The sequence below is a fragment of the Paraburkholderia caffeinilytica genome, from assembly GCF_046030355.1.
Lineage (GTDB): Bacteria > Pseudomonadota > Gammaproteobacteria > Burkholderiales > Burkholderiaceae > Paraburkholderia > Paraburkholderia caffeinilytica_B.
On the sequence record NZ_JAQQCQ010000017.1, the window covers coordinates 75294 to 97209 of the forward strand.

Genomic DNA, 21916 nt, shown 5'->3' on the forward strand with positions numbered 1-21916 from the left:
AGTCGATGGAAGACGCAGCGAGCCGGTCGAGGCACCACAACCCCGAAAGCCCCGACGTCTTTGAATTCGCCGAAATCCGGCGCGTTGAATTCGAGAATACCCCTGCTTGCCCGCCGCTTTAAACCGTCGCCGGATTCGGCTTGTTCGCGTCGATGCCATACCGGCGCAGCGCGTCGCTCACGACCGATATCGGCAACACGCCCTGATCGGCGAGCGCGCGCAACGCTGTCACGCAGATGTAGGCGCGGTCGACTTCGAAGAAGCGCCGCAATGAAGCACGATTGTCGCTTCGGCCAAACCCGTCGGTACCCAGCACCGAGAACGGCGCCTCGAGATAAGGGGCGATCAGTTGCGGATACGCTCGCACATAGTCGGTAGCCGCGATCACCGGTTGCGTACCTGTCAGCATTGTTTCGAGGTGGCTCGGCGCAGTGGCCGCATCCGGATGATGCAAACGCTGGCGGGCAGTCTCGCGCGCGTTGCGTTCGAGTTCAGAAAAGCTCGTTACGCTGAACACGTCGCTTTCGATCTGCCAGTCGTCGGCGAGGAGTTGCGCGGCGGCCTCCACCTCGCGCAGGATGGTGCCGCTACCCAGCAGACGAACCTTTCCGCGCGCCTCGGCCGGCTGCACATTCGCACGGCGATACATTCCACGCACGATATCTTCCCTGATGCCCTGCGGCATGGTCGGCTGAGCGTAGTTTTCGTTCATTACCGTGAGGTAGTAGAAGACGTCTTCCTGTTGCTCCATCATCCTGCGCATGCCATCGTCAACGATCACCGCCAGTTCGTAGGCATACGCCGGGTCGTAGGCACGGCAGTTGGGAATGGTTGCCGCTATCACGTGACTCGTGCCATCCTGATGCTGCAAACCCTCGCCCGAAAGCGTCGTGCGGCCCGCCGTCGCGCCGACCAGAAAGCCCCGCGCGCGCTGATCGGCCGCTGCCCAGATCAGATCGCCAATGCGCTGAAAACCAAACATCGAGTAGTAGATATAGAGCGGCAACATCGCCGTGCCGTGCGTGCTGTAGGACGTACCGGCTGAAATCCACGACGACATGGCGCCCGCTTCGGTAATGCCCTCTTCGAGAATCTGACCGCGGACGTCCTCGCGGTAGTACAGGATCGAACCCGCATCCTCCGGCTCGTACAACTGCCCTTGCGACGCATAGATCCCGACTTGCCGGAACAGGCTCGCCATCCCGAAGGTGCGCGCCTCGTCCGCGACGATCGGTACGATACGCGGCCCAAGCACGTTGTCTTTCAGGAGGGCGGTCAACATCCGCACCATCGCCATGGTGGTCGACATCTCCTTGTTGTCCGCTTCCAGCGCGAACTGGGCGTGCTGCGCAAGCGGCGGTACGGCGACCGGCTCCGCACGTTTGCGCCGCGCGGGCAGATAGCCGCCGAGCGCTTCGCGACGTGCATGCAGATAACGCATTTCCTCGCTGTCGTCCGCCGGCCTGTAAAAGCGCATGTGCTCGAGGTCATCGTCCGTGAGGCCGAGCCGGAAGCGGTCGCGGAACTCCTTGAGCGCCTCGACATCGAGTTTTTTCTGCTGATGTGTCGTGTTTTGCGCCTCTCCGGCGCGGCCCATGCCATAACCTTTGATCGTCTTCGCGAGGATCACGGTCGGCTGGCCCTTGTGCTTGCGTGCGGCGTCGAAGGCCGCATGGAGCTTGCGTAAATCGTGGCCGCCGCGGTTGAGCGCCGCGACGTCGCCGGGTGTCATGTGAGCGACGAGCGACTTCAGCGCATCGTTCTGGCCGAAGAAATGATCGAGCCCATACTGGCCGTCTTTCGCCTTGTAGGTCTGATACTGGCCGTCCATCGTCGACGCAAATGCGCGAAGCAACGCGCCGGAGTGGTCACGAGCGAAAATGGGATCCCACGCACTGCCCCACAAGACCTTGATCACATTCCAACCCGCGCCGCGGAACAGCGCTTCCAACTCCTGCACGATTTGCCCATTGCCGCGCACCGGGCCATCGAGACGCTGCAGGTTGCAATTGATCACGAAAGTCAGATTGTCGAGCTTCTCACGCGCCGCCAGCGGAATGGCGCCGATCGATTCGGGCTCGTCCATCTCACCGTCGCCGAACACCCCCCATACGTGCCGCTCGCCCGTTTGCGCCAGCCCTCGATGTTCGAGGTAACGCATGAAGCGCGCCTGGTACACGGACTGGATCGGACCCAACCCCATCGATCCCGTGGGAAATTGCCAGAAGTCGGGCATCAGCCAGGGGTGTGGATACGAGCACAAACCGTTGCCTCCCGTCTCACGGCGAAAGTTCTCCAGTTGCTGTTCCGACAAGCGCCCTTCAAGAAACGCACGCGCGTAAACACCCGGCGCCGAATGCGGCTGGAAGTAGACGAGATCGCTGCCCTGGTCGGTGCCCCCCGTGATGCTTTTCGCGCGGAAAAAATGATTGAAACCGAGTTCGAACAGGTCCGCCGCCGACGCATAGCTCGAAATGTGGCCACCCAGCTCACCATAAGCCTTGTTGGCCCGCACTACCATGGCGAGTGCATTCCAACGCACTATGGCGGTAATACGCTCCTCGATTTCCAGATTACCGGGGTAGGGTTGCTGACGCTCGACGGAAATCGTGTTGGCATAGGGCGTATTGCTCGGCACCGTCGTCACCAGTCCCAACAGCGGTGCTGCATCGAGCAGTTTACGCAACAGGAAAAGGCCGCGCTCCTGCCCGCAATGCGTGACGACGGCTTCCAGGGCTTCGAGCCACTCGCCGGTTTCCTGCGGATCGTCGTCTGCCGGAATGGCGGCTTGGGGCAAACACGTCTGGGGAGGAAGGGAAAGATTCGTCATCGCGGAGTCTCCATTTTGTGATATTTATTCTATGGAAGCTCCGCAAAAATTTGATGCCGCATTGCATAGCGCGCAGCAGTGAATTCAGCATGAGTAAGCTGTTTTTAGGTTTTTTTCGATTCAGGTATGCTGCGGACGCCCAGACCGACGGACCGGGACCGAATCTCCCGGGACAATTCCGTCATCGCTGGCGAAACTACGCGGCAAAGATGGCAACGCCCCGCGGGTAGCACGCACAATCGGGTTCACGTCACCCGGCGTTACCGGGTCACAAAGTCATTGACCGTCAGCCATAGCGGCTCATTCGGCCGCGCCAGTAACTTTCTTTGTGCGACCGCGACGATGCGGTTGCGACCGTTTTCAAACGTCCTGAGGGTGCGCGTCACATCGGCGCCACGCGGCAGCCAGAAGTGTTCTTCGAGTGCGTCGCGCGCAATCGCGCATTCGGCCTCGCGGCCGCGGGTCGACAGGATGAAAACCACAGTGCGCCCGTCCGGCGAGACGGTGGGCGCGCGATCAAGAACTTCCATGACGCACCTCGAGATGTCATTCGCGGTCTTTGCGCTTTGCTGCGCCGCGTAACGATAAATCTACCAGAAGTTACATTGTGTCATGTCCAGTTTGCTTTCGAAACGACATGCGCCCCCAAAGATCCACGCATTTTGCGGACTTCACGGCGAGGCATCGGTTCTTCCAGGACATCCCGGCTGCCCCCAACGCTCCCCCACGTCTGACCAATGCTTTCTCCTGCCGGGAGCGTAACGCTCAAGGCGGTCGCAGGTCGCCTCAGGTCGTCTCAGGTTTATTACAGGACCGCACCGTCGCACCGCGCTAGTCTAACGTCACTCATTCGAGCAATCGGGCCGGCAGCAGGGCTTTCAAAGCGAGCGTTGAGGAGAGGCAAAATGGATCGATTGCATGCCATGAAGGTATTCACTCGCGTCGTCGAGACGAGCAGTTTCACGCGCGCCGCGGACACGCTCGGTATGCCGCGTGCGTCCGTCACGGTGACCATTCAGCAACTCGAAGAGCATCTGAAGGCACGTCTGCTGCAACGCACGACCCGGCGCGTCAATCTCACACCGGACGGCGCGGGATATTACGAACGCTGTGTCCGTATCCTGGCGGACATCGAAGAGACGGAAGGCTCCTTCAACGACCAGAGCCGCGCGGCCCGCGGCAAACTTCGCGTCGACATGCCCGGAGCCCTCGGCCGAATTATTGTCATGCCGAAGATTCATGAGTTTTACGCCTTGTATCCAGAGATCGACCTGATGCTCGGTTTCGGCGACAGACTGGTCGACCTGATTCAGGAGGGCGTCGATTGTGCAATACGCGTCGGTGCGCTGGAGGATTCAAGTCTGGTCGCGCGACGGGTCGGCCTCTATCAGGCTATCACCGTTGCAAGCCCCGCCTACCTGGAACGCTATGGCACGCCGGCGACGATCGAAGAACTCAACGACCACGTCGCCACCAACTATTTTTCGAGCCGTACGGGGCGAATCATGAGCCTGACATTCGAAGTGAACGGTCAGCCCACTGAAGTAAGGATGAAAGGCAACATTGCCGTAAATGATGCGGAAGCCTACCTGGAAAGCGGTCTTGACGGCATCGGCATCATCCAGGCCGCGCGCTTTATGGCACTGCCCCACTTGAAAAGCGGCCGTCTGGTTGAAATCCTGCCGCAGTGGAAACCCCCGCCGGCGCCCATTTCCACGATCTATCCACACAATCGCCACCTGTCGTTGACGGTACGTGTGTTTGTCGACTGGATCGCCAAACTTTTTGTAGAGAGCGCGCTACTGGCAGATCCCGGAACTCGACCTGCGCGACGCCCCGCTCCCCGCCCTGTCAACGTCGAATTTTCAGCGCTGCCCGAGCGCGAGAACGCACGCATGGCCGAAGAGGCGATTTGAGACCGTGCGCTTGAGCCATTCCGAAGGCCAGTCACTGCGTCTGGCGAACGTATCGGCATATTACCGGGCCCGCACCATGAAATATTTGAGCATGAAAGACGGCACCCAAATGTTCTATAAGGACTGGGGCGTTGGCGCACCGGTTGTGTTTTCACACGGCTGGCCGCTTAACGCGGACGCCTGGGACGCGCAAATGCTGTACATGCTCCATCACGGCTACCGCGTCATTGCCCATGATCGCCGCGGCCATGGCCGTTCAGACCAGCCCCGGCAGGGACATGAGATGGACACCTATGCCGACGACCTCGCGACACTGCTCGATACGCTGGACCTCAAGGAGGCGACGCTAGTCGGTCACTCGGCCGGCAGTGGCGAAGTGGCCCGCTATATAGGCCGAAACGGCACCGAACGCGTCTCGAAGGTGATCCTGATCGGCGCGGTGCCGCCGCTCATGGTACAGACAGCGGCGAATCCCGGCGGCTTACCGCTAGCGGTATTCGATACCATGCGGGAAAGCATTGCGACCCGACGCGCGGAGTTCTTCAAGGATCTGGCGTTACCGTTTTTTGGGTACAACCGACCAGGCGCGCATCACGCGCAAGCCGTGATCGATTCGTTCTGGCACGCTGCCATGCTGGGCTCCATTCATGCCGAATACGAGTGCATCAGCGCTTTTTCCGAAACTGACTTTACTGAAGATCTGAAGAAGTTCGACGTGCCGACGCTGTTTATTCACGGCAACGACGATCAGATCGTCCCCATCGCAAACTCGGCGCTGGTCGCGACGAAAATCGTGCGCAATTCGACCGTCAAGATTTATCCGGGTGGCTCGCATGGCCTGTGCGCGACTGCACCCAAGCAGATCAACGCCGACATCTTCGCATTTCTCGCAGACTGAGCGAATCAGCGTGCGCGTACCGATCCCGCGCAAGTATGGAATTGCGCACGATCACCGCTTCGTGAACGGCTAAAGCTCGCCGGTCAAAAACTGCGCTTTGCCACCGCCGAAAGACCAGTCAGCATCCGAATTGATCGTAAAGGTGACGACCACATCACTCGGCTCAATGCCGGCATGATCGGCTAGCTCGCGGCATAAGTCGGCGTAAAACTGACGCTTGGACATTTCGCTGCGCGGCCTGCTCGTCACGCTGACAATCACGACCTTCGAAGACCGGTCGAATCCGAGCCCGGTGTCTTCGACCACCATTCGGGAAGTCTCGTGTTCCTGCACGATCTGATAGCGGTCGCGCACCGGCACGTTAAACGCCGACAAGACCGCGCGATGAGCAGCGTCCAGCATCGCTTTTAGTTCAACGTCGGTTCGGCCTTTCACAACATCAAAGCGTAGCAGCGGCATAGGGATGGTCTCGATTGATATGTACTGCCAGGCCCCGGCGGGCCACATAGCTTCACTTTAGTGAACGGCCAGCAGTAAATCGATGCGGTGAAAATAAGCACTCTGCTCAGACCACGCCAACAATGTGCAGCTCAGCGGCCGCCTATCCTGTGTGCTCGCGCGCTTCTCCAGCGCTCGCGATCGACTATCGGACTTCCTATAGCCGGTATCAGTAGCTGGTAGCAATCTTGTACGTTGTGCGATACTCGTAAGGTGGTCCCGGCTCTTCCCCATCAATCGCCCGTAAAATCTGCGATGGAAACGAGAACGCTGCAAATCGATGATTTTTCGTTTGGCGCGACGGTCGTCGTTCCCCGCCGGCGTGAGCTGACGCATAACGGTGTCAAGGTGGAAATTGGCGGCCGTGCGTTCGATTTACTGCTCGCCCTGGTCGAAGCGCGCGGCTCGATCCTCAGCAAAGACCAGATCATTTCGCTGGTGTGGCATGACCGCATCGTCGAGGAAAACACCCTTGAAGGACAAATCTCCGTGCTGCGCCGCATGCTTGGCGAAGATCGCGTCGCCATACGCACCGTGGCTGGGAGAGGCTATCAGTTCATCGGTGAAGTCAGTACCCAAGGCCTGGCAACCAATGCGTTGCCGGCAGCGCCCACACTGGCACCGGTATTGCACGGGGTGCAACTCCCGGCCAACATCTCGCCCATCATCGGGCGCGAAAAGGCCTTGCACGAAGTTGCCGAAGTCGCGCTTTCGCACAGGCTCACTACGCTAGTGGGCTCCGGTGGCGTCGGCAAGACACGGCTTGCCGTGGAAGCCGCCCGGCAACTTGCGCCGCACTTTACCGATGGCGTCTACCTCGCCGAACTGGCGGCCACCGCCTCCGCGGACTATCTGCCCACTACCCTCGCCGTGGCGCTGGGTTTCCCGCCTGGCGACGGAACGCCTTCACTCGACCGGATGGCAGCGAGTCTGTACAACCGCCATTTTCTGCTGGTGCTCGACAACTGCGAGCATTTGATTGAGAGCGCTGCGCAGATTGCCGAAACGTTGCTGCGAGTCGCGCCGCGCGCAACGATCCTCGCCACGAGTCGCGAACCACTGCGGGTTGGCGGCGAGTACGTCTACCGGGTGCCATCGCTCGAGGTGCCACCCGACGACAACGTCGACGACGCGCGCGAATTCGGTGCGATCCGGCTTTTCGAGGAACGCATCGGCACGGACATGCTGTGCGCCGCCGAGTCCGGCAGTGCGTTGCCGCTGAAGGTCCGCATCTGCCGCCAGCTCGACGGCATCCCGCTCGCGATCGAACTGGCGGCCGCGTGCGTGCCGACGGTTGGTTTGCAAGGTGTGGCCGACCGCCTCGACGACCGCTTCCAACTGCTCACGCAGGGAGCCCGCACCGCACTGCCGCGCCAGCAGACGCTGCGCGCTACGCTCGACTGGAGCTACGGCCTGTTAGCCGAAACGCAGCGCACGGTGCTAAACCGGCTGAGCCTGTTCGCCGGCCCGTTCAGTCTCGAGTCCGCGCAAGCGGTCACGAGCAGTGAAGATATTCCGCCCCAGGCAGTCGTGGACGTGATCATCGAGCTGGTCAACAAATCGCTCGTCTCCACGGTGCCCGGCGACGGCCGCATCAAATACAGGCTGCTCGAAACGACGCGCGCTTACGCGTACGACAAACTGCGTGCCAGCGGCACATTGCCCGAGTGGTCCCGCCGCCACGCGCGTCACTTTCTGGATATCTTCGAGCATGCCGAGCAACAGGCTGCGGCACGCGTCGATATCGACTGGAACGCTCGTTACACACCCCATCTGCCGGACCTCCGCGCGGCAATCAGATGGGCGTTTTCGACCGAAGGCGACCCGGCCCTCGCGGTTGATCTGACGATTGCGAGCATCCCGCTTTCAATGCAGCTCGCCCTGCTGGAGGAGTGTCTCGCGCGCGTCGACCGGGCATTGGAATGGCTCGTAGCAAACGGCATATCCGCCGACGAGCGCGCGATGAAATTACTTTCCGCGCGGGGTATGTCTCTCCTCTGCCATACCGTCGCCGAGCAGACTAGCGACGCGTTCGAAGCGGCCCTCGAATTGGCCACCCAGACCGGCAGCGCCTCGTATCAGCTGCTCGCCATGTGGGGCGCGTGGATGTGTTTGTACCTTAACGGCAAGTACGTTCAGGCCGAACCGTTGGCACAGAAATTCAGCGCTGTGGCGATGGCGTCGGAATGGCCTTGCGACCGGTTGGCGGCCTATCGCCTGACCGGTATGTCGCGCCTCTTTCTCGGCCAGCTGGACGATGCATACGAGAACCTGGAACTCGCTGCCAATTCGCGCGTGCAGCTTCCGCGTGCGCAACGTATCCGCTTCTTGTATGACGAAAAAATGCTGTCACACGCGTCGCTTGCGCACACGTTGTGGTATCTCGGCCGTCCCGAACAGGCGACTTTTGCCGCGCAACAATCGCTCGACGACGCCCGCCAACTCGATCACCCGGTGTCGCTCTGCTACGCCCTGAGCGAGGCCGTCTGCACGCTCGCGCTGCTAACCGGAGATCACACCGCGCTCGACCACGCTGTCTCGCAGATGGCTATCGAAACGAGACGCCACGGCATCTCCACCTGGAAGGCGCGCGCACAGATGTGGCAGGGGTTCCTGGCGCTGCTCGGGGGACGCGTCGACGCCTACGAGCAGAAGATCCACCCGGCGCTAGTCGGAATCGGCTCGAAGCGTTTTTATGTTTCCCTCACACCGTTTCTCACCGCAACGGCCCATCTCCTCGCGAAGCATGACCGGATGGTACAAGCCGTCGCGCTGATCCATCCCGCCGTCGAACGGGCGCTCGAAACCCAGGATGAATGTTCCCTCCCCGAACTGCTGCGCGCCAAGGCCGAGCTTATGCTCGGCAGCCCCGATCCGGCAGCCAGGTCCGCTGCTGAGGCCATGCTCGTCGATGCGCTCGAGCGGGCGCAAAGCCATCGCTTCCTTGCCTGGGAGCTGCGCTGCGCCACGACGCTCGCCCAACTGAAGCAACAGCAGCACAAACCCAGGATCGCTCGCGATTTGCTCACACCCGTGTATCAACGCTTTGGCGAAGGCTTCGAAACGCTGGACCTGAAAGCCGCACGAGTGCTACTCGATTCGCTTTGATCGCACGGCGGGCAACGCAGGGTCAGAAACGTCCGCCTGGAGGGCCGCCCTGCATTTCAACGCTGAGCGACCGCAGGGACCTGCGAACCTGCGGGCGACGATCCTTGCGACGGCGCGGGCGCATCGCCCCAGCCGCCGCCGAGCGCGCGGATCAGGTTCACGGTGGCCGTCGCCTGCCCCCCCGATAGCTGTACCGCAGCACGTCGCGCATCCAGTACGGTGCGCTCGGCGTCGATCACGTCGAGATAGTTGACCGCGCCTTCGTCGTACTGCCTGCGCGACAATGCAGCGGCCCGGCTCGATGCGGCAACCGCCTCGGCTTGCGTGCGCGTCTGATCCTTCAGAATCCGCAAATCGGAGAGATTGTCCTCGACTTCCCGGAAGGCGACGAGCACCTGCTGGCGGTAGTTCGCCGCGTCTTCGTCAAACGTGGCACGAGCGTTCGCGAGATTGCCCTTGCGCCGGCCGCCATCGAAAATAGGCACGGTCAGCGCGGCACCCGCCAACGGTCCTAGGAGGAACGCGCGGCTCGACCACTTGAACAGATCGCCGAGCGTAGCGGCCTCGAATCCTCCCGTACCGGTCAAAGACAGCGAAGGAAAATAGGCCGCCCTGGCAACGCCGATCCGCGCATTGGCGGCCGCGCTGGCGCGCTCGGCCGCGGCGATGTCCGGGCGCCGCTCCAGCAACGCTGAAGGCAGTCCGGCCGGAATCTGGACATTGATCGGCGTGAGTGGATTCGCGGCCATCGAAAACGTCTCCGGCGGCTCGCCGAGCAGAACCGCGAGACTGTGTTCGGATGCGGCGCGCGAACGCTGCGCACTCATCTCGTCGGACCTGGCCGTCGCCAGTTCCGATTTCGCCCGCACGACGTCGAGCTCGCTGATCTCTCCCTCGTTAAAACGGCGCTGCACTAGCCCGAGTGCATCCTCGCGGAGTTTGACCGCCTGATCGTAGACCGCGATTTCCGCATCGAGCTCGCGCAAATTGAAGTAGTTTTGCGCGACATCCGCCTGCAACGCGAGTTGCACTGAGCGCAACAGAGCCTCGCTTTGTTGCGCATCGGCGTTCGCTGCACGCACTGAATCGGACACCCGTCCGAACAGATCCACTTCATACGACGCCGACGCCTGGGCGCGCCACAATGTTTGCGATGGAACGTCCGTGCCATCCGGTTCCAACTGCGAGGCCGCCGATAACTTCTCCCTGGTCGGTCCGAAGCCAGCGTTGACCGTCGGGAACAGCCCGGCGCGCACCGTCTGCTGAATGGCCCGCGATTCGGCCAGACGCGCCGCGGCGGCCTGAAGGTTCTGGTTCGAGTCGAGCGCCCGGCGCTCCAGATCGTTTAGCGTCGAATCGCCGAACACCGTCCACCATTCGCCGCGAGGAATAGCCTCCGAAGGTTGTGCCACCTTCCACTCGTCTGCACTCGTCGGCGCATTCGCAGCACCTGCAACGGCAGGCGCTGCGGTTTCCTTGAATGCAGGAGGCGTCTCGACAGCCGGACGCTGATAGGTCGGCGCCAGCGAACAACCGGCTAGCACCATCAGCGAAGCAACCAGACTCGATACGCCAAGCCACCGTAAACTCTTCTTTTTCACCATGACCTCACGCCTTGATGGTTTCGCCACGACTGTCGCTTGCCTCTGCATCAACAGGTGCCGGCGAACCTGGATCCTCTAGCTCGTCGACCCTCATATGCGGCTGATGGCCGTGCTTGTCGACCAGATGCTCGGCGCCCGACAGCTTGCGCAGCAGCACGTAGAACACCGGCGTCAACATAAGACCGAACAGCGTCACGCCGAGCATGCCGAAGAACACCGCGACGCCCATTGCATGCCGCATTTCAGAGCCGGCCCCCGAGGACAACACGAGCGGCACCACGCCCATAATGAAAGCAATCGAGGTCATCAGGATCGGCCGCAGGCGAAGCCGGCACGCTTCGATCGCTGCATGCACGATCGAATGTCCCTGCATTTCCAGCTCCCGTGCAAACTCCACAATCAGGATGGCGTTCTTCGCCGACAATCCCACCAGCACCATCAGTCCAATCTGCGTGAAGATATTGTTGTCGCCCTTTGTCAGCCATACGCCGATCAGCGCACACAGCAGACTCATCGGCACGATCATGATGACCGCGAGCGGCAAGGTCAGGCTCTCATAGAGCGCGGCGAGCACGAGAAACACCAGCAGCACGCTAATCGGGAACACCCACATGGCTGCGTTGCCAGCCAGAATCTGCTGGTACGTCAAATCGGTCCATTCGAACTTGATGCCACGCGGCAAGGTTTTAGCGGCCACACGCTCGGCAGCCGCCTGTGCCTGATCCGTCGAGTAGCCCGGCGCGGGGCCGCCGTTGATATCGGCGGCGGTATAGCCGTTGTAGCGCACCACCGTATCGGGCCCGTAGGTCGGCGTGACGGTAACGAGCGACGAGAGCGGCACCATCTCGCCATTTGCGTTACGTGTCTTCAATAAGCCGATATCTTCGGGATGAGCACGGAATTGGGCATCTGCCTGAACCCGCACCTGGTACACGCGCCCGAAGCGGTTGAAGTCGTTGACATACAGCGAGCCTAGATAGACCTGCATCGTGTCGAAGACATCGGTCACGCTCACGCCCAATTGCTTGGCCTTCACACGATCGAGAGCGACGTTGACCTGAGGCACGTTGATCTGATAGCTCGAGAACGTCGGACCAAGCTCCGGCGTTTTCGCTGCCTGGGCGATAAACGCCTGAGTCGCGGCATTGAGCGCTTCATATCCCAGCGCGCCACGGTCCTCCAGCTGCATCTTGAAGCCGCCTAATGTCCCCAGACCGAGCACCGGTGGAGGCGGGAATACCGCAATGAACGAGCCCTTGATACCCGCGTATTTCTGGTTCAGTGCCGCAGCAATGGCTGTGGCGGACAGTTGCGGCTTGCCGTTGCGCTCCTTGAACGGCTTCAAGGTCACGAACAGAATCCCGGCGCTCGACGAATTGACGAAACCATTGACGGACAACCCCGGAAACTCCACCGCCGACTCGACTCCGGGCTGCTTCCGCGCAATCGCCGTCATTTCTTCGATCACGGCTTCCGTACGATCGAGCGTCGCACCTTCCGGCAGCTGCGCAAACGAGACGAGATACTCCTTGTCCTGCGCGGGCACGAAGCCGCCGGGCACGACCTTGCCCATCAGCACGGCTGCGACAAGGAGCACCGCGTACACGCCCATCATGACCGCCTTGCGGTTGATCACGCTCCTGACACCTTTGCCGTAGCGCTCCGAACCGCGGTGAAACACCTTGTTGAAGCCATGGAAGAAGCCGCCGAACAGCCGGTCCATCACCCGCGTCACAAGGTCTTTCGGCTCATCGTGGCCTTTGAGCAGGAGCGCTGCCAGCGCCGGCGAGAGCGTCAACGAGTTGAATGCCGAGATCACAGTGGAAATGGCGATGGTCATCGCAAACTGCTTGTAGAACTGACCTGTCAGGCCGCTCATGAAGGCAAGCGGCACGAACACGGCGACCAGCGTCAACGCGATGGCAATGATCGGCCCGCTCACCTCCCGCATGGCCTGATATGTCGCCTCCCGGGCTGACAGCCCCGAGCCGATGTTGCGTTCCACGTTTTCAACCACGACGATGGCGTCGTCGACCACGATCCCGATGGCGAGCACCATGCCGAACAGGGACAGTGCGTTGATCGAGAAGCCAAAAGCGAGCAGGAGCGAAAACGTGCCGATGATCGAAACAGGCACCGCCAGAAGCGGAATGATCGACGCGCGCCACGTCTGCAGAAACACGATCACCACCAGCACCACCAGCGCAATCGCTTCGATCAGCGTATGAATCACTGCCTCGATGCTGGAGCGCACGAACTGGGTGGGGTCGTAGACGATCTGATAACTCACGCCCACGGGCATGTCGGCGTTGAGTTCCTTCATCGTCTCGCGCACTTCGTCGGAAATCTGCAGCGCGTTCGCGCCCGGCTGCGCGAAGATCCACAATGCGACCGCCTGCTTGTTATCGATCAGCGCGCGCAGCCCGTACTCCGACGCGGCCATTTCCACCCGCGCGACGTCGCGCAGGTAAGTGACGGCTCCGTCGGGTGCGGTCTTCAGGATGATGTCCCTGAATTGTTCCTCCGTTTGCAAACGGCCCTGAGCATTGACGCTCAGTTGCAACGGCACGCCCGGGAGGCTCGGCGACGAACCGATGACCCCGGCGGCGACCTGCACGTTCTGCTCCCGTATCGCATTGACGACGTCCGTCGCGGTCATGCCGCGCTGCGACACTTTCAAGGGGTCGAGCCATACGCGCATCGAGTAGTCGCCCGAGCCTTTGAGCTGCACTTCGCCGATGCCCCGCAGCCGCTCCAGACGATCCTTGACATTGATCAGCGCATAGTTGCGCAGATACGTCATGTCGTAGCGATCGTTCGGCGACGTAATATGCACGACCATCGTGAGCGTTGGCGAGGACTTCACGGTGGTCACGCCAAGCCGCTGCACGTCTTCCGGCAAACGCGGCAACGCCTGATTCACACGGTTCTGCACGAGCTGAGTGTTCTTGTCGGGATCGGTGCCGAGCCTGAAGGTCACGGTGGTGGTGAGGTTGCCGTCGCTGGTTGCCTGCGATTGCATGTACAGCATGTCCTCCACACCGTTGATCTGCTCCTCGATCGGCGACGCCACGGTTTCGGCAATCACTTTCGGATTCGCGCCCGGATATTGCGCGTGAACCACGACCGATGGCGGAATCACTTCCGGATACTCCGAGATCGGAAGTTTCAGCATGGCGATCGTCCCCGCGAGCAGTATCAGGATCGACAGCACGCCGGCAAAAATAGGGCGATCAATAAAAAATCTTGAGATGTTCATGACGGTATCCTTTTCCCGGTGGCTGGATTCAGGACGCCGCAGCCGTCTTCACGGCTTGTTGCTGACCGGATTGCGCGAGGCTCGCACTCATTGGGACGAGGTTCGGGGTAACGGTGTCGCCGGGCCTCACACGCTGAACGCCGTTGACGACGATACGTTCGTTGGGTTGCAACCCTGACTCGACGACACGAAGATTGTCGTGCTGCACGCCCAGTTTTATTTCGCGGTATTGCACATGGTTCTGTGCGTCCACCACCAGCACGTACTTCTTGTCCTGATCGGTGCCTATTGCAGCATCGTCGATCATGACGGCCGGATGAGGCTTGCCGCCTCCCACCCTGACGCGCGCATAGAGTCCCGGCACGAGCACACCGTCGGCGTTATCGAAGCGGGCGCGCACGCGGATCGTACCGGAGGTGGTGTCCAACTCGTTATCGACGGTCACGACGACACCCTGCCGCGAATGGCCAGTCTCGTTTGCGAGTCCCAGTTCAACGGGTACGGTTGCATGAGTATCTTGTGCGAGATATCGAAGATACGTCTGCTCGTCGATGTCGAACGACGCGTAAATAGGTGAAACCGACACAAGAGTGGTCAGCAGGGGCGCGTTGAGACCCGACGAGACGATATTGCCGACCGTCAGTTCGGCACGCGAGGCGCGCCCATCCACGGGCGCGACCACGCTGGTGTAGCCCAGATTGATCCGCGCCGCTTCGAGGCTGGCCTTCGCGGCCGCGACATTCGCCACAGCCTCGCGGGCTGCGTTCTGCGCCTCGTCATAGTCGCGCTTCGCGATCGCGTTGTCGGGCAGCAAACGCTCGGCACGCGCCGCATCGGCACGCGCGTAGGCCGCGCGCGCCTCTGCGCCGGCAAGCTGCGCCGCTGCGCGGTCCACTTCAGCCGCATACGGACGGGGATCGATCGTAAAGAGCGGGTCGCCCTTCCTGACCAGCGCGCCGTCCTTGAAATGGATGGCGACGATGGCACCCGAGACTTGTGGCCGAACCTGAACATGATCCACCGCTTCAATACGCCCGGAGTACTCCTGATAGTCGGTGATGGTCGTTGCGACGACCGTGGCGACATCGACTGATGTCGGCAGCGCTTGCTGCTTTTCGGTGGCCGCGCCCGCGGCATTGAGCGGCAGATCGCTTCGAGCGTGCAACTCAAGGGCGCCCCCGCCGACAACGATGAGGGTTGTGGCAAGCGCCGCATAAAGCCGCTTCCGGTTGGATGCCATATGAAATCCTGGTCGGTGTGATAGTGATTCGATACCGACGCATTCTGGTTGCTTTGTGATCCTTGATAAATCCAATTCCCGCCGACAAAGAATTCAGGGAAAACCAACAATGTGCGAGCGCCGCTTGAATCTCAGGTGCTCTGTTTAATCCACCACGCACTCCTGGCGATAACGTTTGCCCTCCATTGTTGGGCTCGTCTAAATGGAGTGTTTAAGCTGCCGCAATTTATCTCCGCCGGAGGAGGCTATACGATGCAACGCATGAAATGTCGCTGACCATACGACACCGACCGGGAGCTGTGCCGAGGCGCAGCGAAACACCACGCCATGGCTGACCGGACGGATAGCGAGGAAAGGAGAACCATCGTGAGTGCAATCGCGGCAACAGCAATGACAGGCAACGTCGACCCGTGGTCTCACATGGTCTTGTGGCTCGAGAGAATGGCCGAGTATGTCGACCGTCCCGATCACGCGCTCAGCAAGCGCGTGCATCGTACCGACGCAGTCAGCAGTTCCGCGCATCGCAGCATCGTGGCGGACAGGGAGCGGGCCAAGGCTGCGCCCGCAGTGACGGCCAGCGTCACCGTGGTCGAGCGCTTCAGCGCGAACAGCGTTTCGATCACATGGCGGGATTCGCGGGCTGGCAACTATTGCGAGCAGCTTTGGGTCAGGCGCATCTCGAAGTCAAAAGGGATTTGCGCGCTCACCGGGGCAAGGATCGTGCGCGGCGATGCCGTTTACGGGCCCACGAGCCGTACCACGCATCGCCCGATGAATCTCGCCCAAATGATTCTCGCGCGACCTATTGAAGAAGCAAGTCCCTCTCTGTCTATCCATCCGTAGCCGCCGGAACTCGCCCTCAGGCTGCTCGCACGCGAATCACCCGTCGTGGTGACGCCGCGCGCACATGCGCTCGCGGATCGGGCCAAGGTCCATCATGCACGCATTGTTACGCCATGCTGAATTGTATTGATGGCGTGAACCGATTTATCGCGTGATTGCCGCCGCTCATAATTCCTCCGAGACGCCGCATGATGCGGCGCCCAACAGTCCACGTATATTGGAGGTATTCCATGGCAAGAATCGTCTCGTTCGCCCGGTATGGCGGTCCCGAAGTACTTCAGTTCGAAGATATCGACGTCGCAACACCCGGCAGTCGTGAAGTCCGCATCAAGGTCAAGGCAATCGGCCTGAACCGTGCCGAATCGATGTGGCGCACCGGCGTCTATGTCGAGCCGGTCCATCTGCCCGCGCGCCTCGGCTATGAAGTGTCAGGCACAGTCGACGCAGTCGGCGCGGATGTCACGCACGTTGCCGTAGGCGACATGGTGAGTACCGTGCCGTCGTTCTCGATGAACGACTACGGCATGTACGGCGAACTGGTCCTTGCGCCCGCACACGCGGTTGTCAAGCATTCGAAGCCGCTCTCGTTCGAGGACGCTGTGTCGATCTGGAACGTCTTCATCACACCGTATGCAGCGTTCACGGAGAACGGCCGCGTTGCCGCGGGCAACAGCATTCTCATTCCGGCTGCCTCCAGCGGGGTCGGTATTGGCGCAATCCAGATTGCGAATCTGATCGGCGCAGTCCCAATCGCGCTTACCCGCACCAGCGCCAAGAAAGAACAGTTGCTCGAAATCGGCGCCGCTCACGTTATCGCCACCGACGAGCAGGATCTGGTCGCGGAGGTCATGCGCATTACCGAAGGTAAAGGTGCGGACTTCGTGTTCGATCCGGTAGGCGGCCCCAACTTTCCGAAGCTGATCGCAGCTACCGCCTATGCCGGCACCGTGCTGGTGTACGGCGAGCTCAGCCCTGAAGTCACGCCGCTTCCAATGTTGCAGGTGCTCGCCAAGCGCATCACGATTCACGGCTACAACCTGTTTTCGACCACCACCACACCAGAGTTGCAAAAAGCCGCTGTCGATTTCATTCTTGATGCGCTGGCAGAGGGCAAGCTGAAGACGACGATCGCCCACCGCTTCAAGTTCGATGACATCATTGAAGCCCATCGCGTACTGGAGAAAAACCAGCATCTCGGCCGGATTGTCGTCAGCGTCTAGTCGTACCGGTCCTCTGCGGTATCGCGGAGGACCGTTCGCCGCGCACGGCTTCGATGTTTATGCCGCCTTGCGTTTTGCCAGCGTGCGATGTTCCAGATGTTTGGCAAAGAAAGCCGCGACGTCTCTCAGCACGTCCGGGTTGTTTGCCAGCCCGGCGTGCGAAACTGCTTCGTAGAAGACTTCTTCCGCCACTACGCCCGCGTCCTTCAACCTGCTCGCGTAATACTGCGCTTCCCTGCGCAGCGGATCATGGCCCGCCAACCCGATGAACGCTGGAGGAAGGCCGGCCAGCCGGCTCGACTCCAGCGGAGCAGCATAAGGATGTAAATGCTGCATCGGTTCAGGTAGATAGGCGCGATAGCCACTGGACCACAGGTTCAACTCGGCCGGAGTCGGTCCATGACGTTCTTCCGACATGCACGTCAGTCCGGGATCGAGTAGCGGGGCCAATAGCGCCTGTGCGCCGATGCATACGTTGCCACGATCTCGCGCCATCGCAGCGATGCAGGTTGCCAGATTACCGCCGGCATCGTGGCCGGCGAGACCTATCCTGCGTGCGTCCGCGGCGAACTTACGCGCATGCGCGGCTGCCCACAACAGCGCGCGATAACCATCTTCCGGCGCGTGAGGAAACGGCTTGGCAGGCGCAAGCGAATAACCCACGGAGACCACCCAGGCCGGCATACTTCGCGCGATAGTCGCTGCGGGAGCGTCCGCGTCTTCCAGACATCCGCTTCTGAATGCGCCGCCGTGAAAATACAGCACCACAGGTTTCTGTGAACCCCTGTCAGGCAGACGGTAGCTTCTCAGTGTGATGGGACCGCCGTGGCCCCTGATCGCCAGCTCCTCGACGTCGAGACCGGACGTATTAAGCAGGGTCATTTCGTCTGGCTTCCTAATGGGTATACACCCGACATGCTCATGGTTCTGGATGCATGGCGTGCTCTGGCCGGCGTTCATCGCCGGCCAGAGGCGTCATGCATCGCACCCGAATCACGCAACGATGCTGAAGCGACGGCGCCCGCGCCGCCGCTTCATCCGGGCGTCATGGCCCGTGGCTATCAGGCCGTTTCGACTTGCTGATCGAACGTCGGGTAGTCCGTGTAGCCGCGTTCCACGCCAGCATAGAACGTGTCACGGTCGTAGTGCGCCAGCGGCTTGCCAAGACGCACGCGCTCCGGCAGATCGGGATTGGACACGAAGTGACGGCCAAACGCGACGAAATCCGCCACGCCCGCTTCGATGACCGCGCTCGCAGACTCCGGCGTGAAGCCGCCCGCGGCGACGATCGGCCCCTTGAACACAGCACGCAGTTGCTGAGCCGCGACCGGCGCGCTCTCCGAGACCGTCTCCGAACCTTCGACACGCGGTTCGATAATATGAAGGTAGGCCAGGTTGAAGCGGTTCAATTGCTCGGCAACATAACCGAACGTTTCAGCCGGGTTGTTATCCGACATGCCGCCGAACTTGCCGCTCGGTCCCACCCGCACACCCACGCGATCGCCGCCCCAAACCGAAACCACGGCTTGCGTTACTTCCAGCAGGAAGCGCGCACGGTTCTCAACCGAACCGCCGTACGAGTCGGTACGCTGATTCGAGCCTGTTTGCAGGAACTGATCGATCAGGTAGCCATTGGCTGCGTGAATTTCGACGCCATCAAAACCGGCAGCCTTGGCGAACTCCGCACCCACACGGAATTCTTCCACCACACCGGCGATTTCCTCGGTGTTCAGCGCGCGCGGTGCCGACGACGGCTTCCAACCTTCGCGTGTGTGCGAGAAGCTGCCCGAATCGATGGCCGACGGTGCGAGCGGCTCACCATTGCCCGGCAGCAGATCCGTATGCGATTGCCGTCCGGCATGGAAAACCTGCAGGAAAATGCGAGCGCCCTTTGCATGCACGGCGTCTACGACACGCTTCCATCCTGCGACCTGCTCGTTTGTGAAAATTCCCGGTGCGCCGAAATAACCGACGGCCCACGGCGAAACCGGCGTGGCTTCGGCCACAATCAGTCCGCCCTTCGAAGCGCGCTGCGTGTAGTACTCGACCATCAGGTCGCCCGGTACATCATTCTCACCCGCACGCATACGCGTGAGCGGCGCCATCACAACACGATGCGACAACGAGTAAGCGCCCAGACGGGCTTCATAAAAAAGCTTTGACACAACCACCTCCGAAAGATGAAATCAGTGAATTCGGTGCCGATCGCTCGGACCTGTACGGAGAGGCGAGGCTCCCCATGGACCCTCCCGTTTGATGCGGCGACTCACCGATGGTTTGCATGGACGTCCGCCGAAGCAGGCTAAGGTGACGCTAAGGCAACGTTCTGTTGCAACCACCTGCGTAAGTCTAGGGAAGTTGACCCGGTTCATCATTCCCCATGTTCCCAATTGACTTGTTACGCAATCCGAATAATGTAATTCCACCCTACACGTGCACCAAGAAGAACGCCGCCCGTGGGCGGCGTTCTTCTTCAGGCGGTCGCCCGCTGCGGGGATGCTGTAGTCACGACAGTCACCCTCATATGGCCGATACCCGTCAGCGCGCCGGTGATAAGTACAACCGGTTGACTCATGATGTTTTCGAAAAAAATCGACAGGATGAACGCCGGATTCGTTACGCCTTCGACGCGGGACGGCTCGATACCTTGTCGTACCATGCCTGCAATGCCGTGTGCTCTTCCGGGATAGTCATCTTCAGGCCACCGGCCGCGAAATCGATCGTCACTAGCGTCGTAATATCGGCTGCCGAGAATTCGTCGCCGGCGACGAACGCGACCGCCTTCAGACGCTCGTCGAAATCGGCGAAGAAGTTAGCCACCCGCAACTTGCTGCGCTCGACGATCTCGGGGATCTGCTCATAGGCATGCGGCCCCGACAGAGCCCGGCCTTTCAAACCGGCAACGGCATTTCGAACGCCTTCCATGACTGGCGAGAATCCGTCCAGTTCAGCACGGCGCTCCCACATAGCGATCAACGCCTTCGTCTTCGGCGTGGTGCCCAACAAAGCGGGCTTCTCCGGATACGCTTCCTCGAGGTAGCGCCAGATTACCGGCACTTCGCCAATAGAGGTCCCGTCGGCCAGCACCAGCGCGGGCACCTGGCGACGCGGGTTGATCGCCAGGAAGGCGTCCGAGAACTGTTCTTTTGCCCCGAGATCCACTCCCCTGGTCGGAATCTCGAGTTGCTTCTCCGCCAGGAAAATCCGGACCCGGCGAGAATTCGGCGAGGCCTTCGATTCATACAGCGTGGGTGCGTTATCGGTAGTCATTGTGTGATCCTTTGTGAAATATAAAACTTCGATTTGCCTTCGAGCAGACAGAAACGCTCAATCGGATAACCCCGTCTTCCGTCCGTGCGTCATGTCTCCGCAAGCAAGACGGGTTGGAATCCTGCTTAACTGATTATGGGACTTTTGAACACGAAGATCAGTCGGTCACAGAAGAGAACACTATTCAGTCGAGCCCAATAATCGCAAGGCTGCACCCGCGAGGCGCATCCACTCCGATTGACTCAGCGTGGCCTACGCGAGTTCGACCATTTCCTTGATATTGGCGCCTCCTATCCAGGCGCGCGCGCCGCCCGTTATGACAAGACAGCGCAGATCGGAGTCGTCGTGCAACGCGTTAACCGCGCGGGTCAGCGCCGTCATCTCATCGAAACCCAGCACGTTGATCTTGCCGGCGTAGGTCCGCTCAACGCATTTGTAGGAGCGTTGTTAAAGGTTGGCATTCAATCGTGTCGACTCGGGAAGTCTCGAATACGACGTAGCGCCCGGCGGCTCCCATCGCCGGCGTTGCGGATGAATCCTGCCACGCAACACACACCATTTTTGTTGACCCACACTCGAAATCGAACCAACGCCTTGCTCTGATTTGCCTAGACACGTCAATGCCGTCAGACAGCCTAAGGAAATGCATGTCGACATCTTCAAAGGGAATCAGGTAGGCCGATGCCGGGCCTTTCCCGACAGCATGCGCTGCCCGCGTATCGGCAATAACCCGGCCTGCAAGCCGCACGATAATCCGGTACGGGCTCGCGCGCGCGGCACCCCGTTCCAACGCGTCGATAATGTGAGACGTTTGCTCCAGCATGAGGATGAGTGGCTAGTGGATCATGGCAGGCGAGGATCATGGCCAAACCCGCGCATGAAGCCTTGAATACGCCGGCAAGTCTAGTCGAACATGCGGTTGCTTTTGTTAAGGGTAGCCCCAATTCACTTGTCGAAATTTAGCGAATAATCTTCCCGCAATATCGCCGCCGCCCGCGCCAGTCAAGGCAATCCGTTGCGCCTGCACGGTCATCCGTGGCGCGCAGGCAGTCACTCGATGCACTACCGGAACAGCAAGATTCCCGATTCCTGGTTAGCATGTCTCATCACCCATTTGCCTCTTCCCATTGGATGCCCGAGTCGCACCATTGAACAGCGCTCATCATCCAGGTCCCCAGGAAACGGCAACTGCCTGCGTCTGTCCCTGAACAGACGTGGCCTGTCTAAGCA

At 60.7% G+C, this 21916-nt stretch carries 16 protein-coding genes; 5 read left to right on the forward strand and 11 right to left on the reverse strand.

Going from position 1 to position 21916, the window contains the following annotated elements; translation table 11 throughout:
* Positions 1-118 precede the first annotated feature (118 nt).
* A complete protein-coding gene (mdeB, locus tag PQQ95_RS24065; protein ID WP_408441564.1) occupies positions 119-2830 on the reverse strand; it encodes an alpha-ketoglutarate dehydrogenase in 2712 nt (903 codons plus the stop codon).
* A gap of 260 nt (positions 2831-3090) precedes the next feature.
* Positions 3091-3360 carry a DUF1488 family protein gene (locus PQQ95_RS24070; protein WP_408441566.1) on the reverse strand — a complete coding sequence of 90 codons (270 nt, stop codon included), beginning with the start codon at positions 3358-3360 and terminating at the stop codon, positions 3091-3093.
* Between the two features lie 375 nt (positions 3361-3735).
* Here PQQ95_RS24070 and PQQ95_RS24075 point away from each other — a divergent pair, with 375 nt between their 5' ends.
* Both PQQ95_RS24075 and PQQ95_RS24080 read left to right on the forward strand, forming a co-directional pair.
* Complete coding sequence (locus PQQ95_RS24075) at positions 3736-4746, forward strand: LysR family transcriptional regulator (protein ID WP_408441568.1); 1011 nt, start codon at positions 3736-3738, stop codon at positions 4744-4746.
* A gap of 76 nt (positions 4747-4822) precedes the next feature.
* Positions 4823-5644 carry an alpha/beta fold hydrolase gene (locus PQQ95_RS24080; protein ID WP_408441768.1) on the forward strand — a complete coding sequence of 274 codons (822 nt, stop codon included), beginning with the start codon at positions 4823-4825 and terminating at the stop codon, positions 5642-5644.
* A 69-nt stretch (positions 5645-5713) separates the two neighbouring features.
* Here PQQ95_RS24080 and PQQ95_RS24085 read toward each other — a convergent pair whose 3' ends face one another.
* Positions 5714-6103, reverse strand: a complete 390-nt coding sequence (locus PQQ95_RS24085; protein WP_408441571.1) for a tautomerase family protein — start codon at positions 6101-6103, stop codon at positions 5714-5716.
* A gap of 294 nt (positions 6104-6397) precedes the next feature.
* Between PQQ95_RS24085 and PQQ95_RS24090 the strand changes: the two genes are divergently transcribed.
* Positions 6398-9250, forward strand: a complete 2853-nt coding sequence (locus PQQ95_RS24090) for an ATP-binding protein (RefSeq protein ID WP_408441574.1) — start codon at positions 6398-6400, stop codon at positions 9248-9250.
* Positions 9251-9306: 56 nt separating this feature from the next.
* Here PQQ95_RS24090 and PQQ95_RS24095 read toward each other — a convergent pair whose 3' ends face one another.
* From PQQ95_RS24095 to PQQ95_RS24105, 3 genes are read right to left on the reverse strand one after another with little or no spacing between them, the layout of a single operon-like run.
* Positions 9307-10854, reverse strand: a complete 1548-nt coding sequence (locus PQQ95_RS24095) for an efflux transporter outer membrane subunit (protein ID WP_408441577.1) — start codon at positions 10852-10854, stop codon at positions 9307-9309.
* 4 nt (positions 10855-10858) lie between these two features.
* Positions 10859-14113: an efflux RND transporter permease subunit gene (locus PQQ95_RS24100; RefSeq protein WP_408441579.1), complete on the reverse strand. Its 3255-nt coding sequence runs from the start codon at positions 14111-14113 to the stop codon at positions 10859-10861.
* A gap of 28 nt (positions 14114-14141) precedes the next feature.
* Positions 14142-15353 (reverse strand): efflux RND transporter periplasmic adaptor subunit, encoded by a 1212-nt coding sequence (locus PQQ95_RS24105; protein ID WP_408441582.1) that lies wholly within the window; start codon positions 15351-15353, stop codon positions 14142-14144.
* A 366-nt stretch (positions 15354-15719) separates the two neighbouring features.
* Here PQQ95_RS24105 and PQQ95_RS24110 point away from each other — a divergent pair, with 366 nt between their 5' ends.
* Entirely contained in the window at positions 15720-16196 is a 477-nt protein-coding gene (locus PQQ95_RS24110; protein WP_408441585.1) for a DUF3331 domain-containing protein, read from the forward strand.
* 230 nt (positions 16197-16426) lie between these two features.
* Positions 16427-17416 carry a zinc-dependent alcohol dehydrogenase family protein gene (locus PQQ95_RS24115; RefSeq protein ID WP_408441587.1) on the forward strand — a complete coding sequence of 330 codons (990 nt, stop codon included), beginning with the start codon at positions 16427-16429 and terminating at the stop codon, positions 17414-17416.
* A 57-nt stretch (positions 17417-17473) separates the two neighbouring features.
* Here PQQ95_RS24115 and PQQ95_RS24120 read toward each other — a convergent pair whose 3' ends face one another.
* The 5 genes from PQQ95_RS24120 to PQQ95_RS24140 all read right to left on the reverse strand — a co-directional run bounded on the left by PQQ95_RS24120 (position 17474) and on the right by PQQ95_RS24140 (position 21509).
* Complete coding sequence (locus PQQ95_RS24120) at positions 17474-18298, reverse strand: alpha/beta hydrolase (protein WP_408441590.1); 825 nt, start codon at positions 18296-18298, stop codon at positions 17474-17476.
* 179 nt (positions 18299-18477) lie between these two features.
* The gene (locus PQQ95_RS24125; protein WP_408441593.1) at positions 18478-19581 is read right to left on the reverse strand and encodes an alkene reductase; all 1104 of its coding nucleotides are present in this window, start codon (positions 19579-19581) and stop codon (positions 18478-18480) included.
* Positions 19582-20032: 451 nt separating this feature from the next.
* Entirely contained in the window at positions 20033-20686 is a 654-nt protein-coding gene (locus tag PQQ95_RS24130) for a glutathione S-transferase (protein WP_408441596.1), read from the reverse strand.
* A 252-nt stretch (positions 20687-20938) separates the two neighbouring features.
* On the reverse strand, positions 20939-21085 hold the full coding sequence (locus tag PQQ95_RS24135; RefSeq protein ID WP_408441599.1) for a hypothetical protein: 147 nt from the start codon (positions 21083-21085) through the stop codon (positions 20939-20941).
* 25 nt (positions 21086-21110) lie between these two features.
* On the reverse strand, positions 21111-21509 hold the full coding sequence (locus tag PQQ95_RS24140) for a DUF427 domain-containing protein (RefSeq protein ID WP_408441601.1): 399 nt from the start codon (positions 21507-21509) through the stop codon (positions 21111-21113).
* Positions 21510-21916 lie beyond the last annotated feature (407 nt).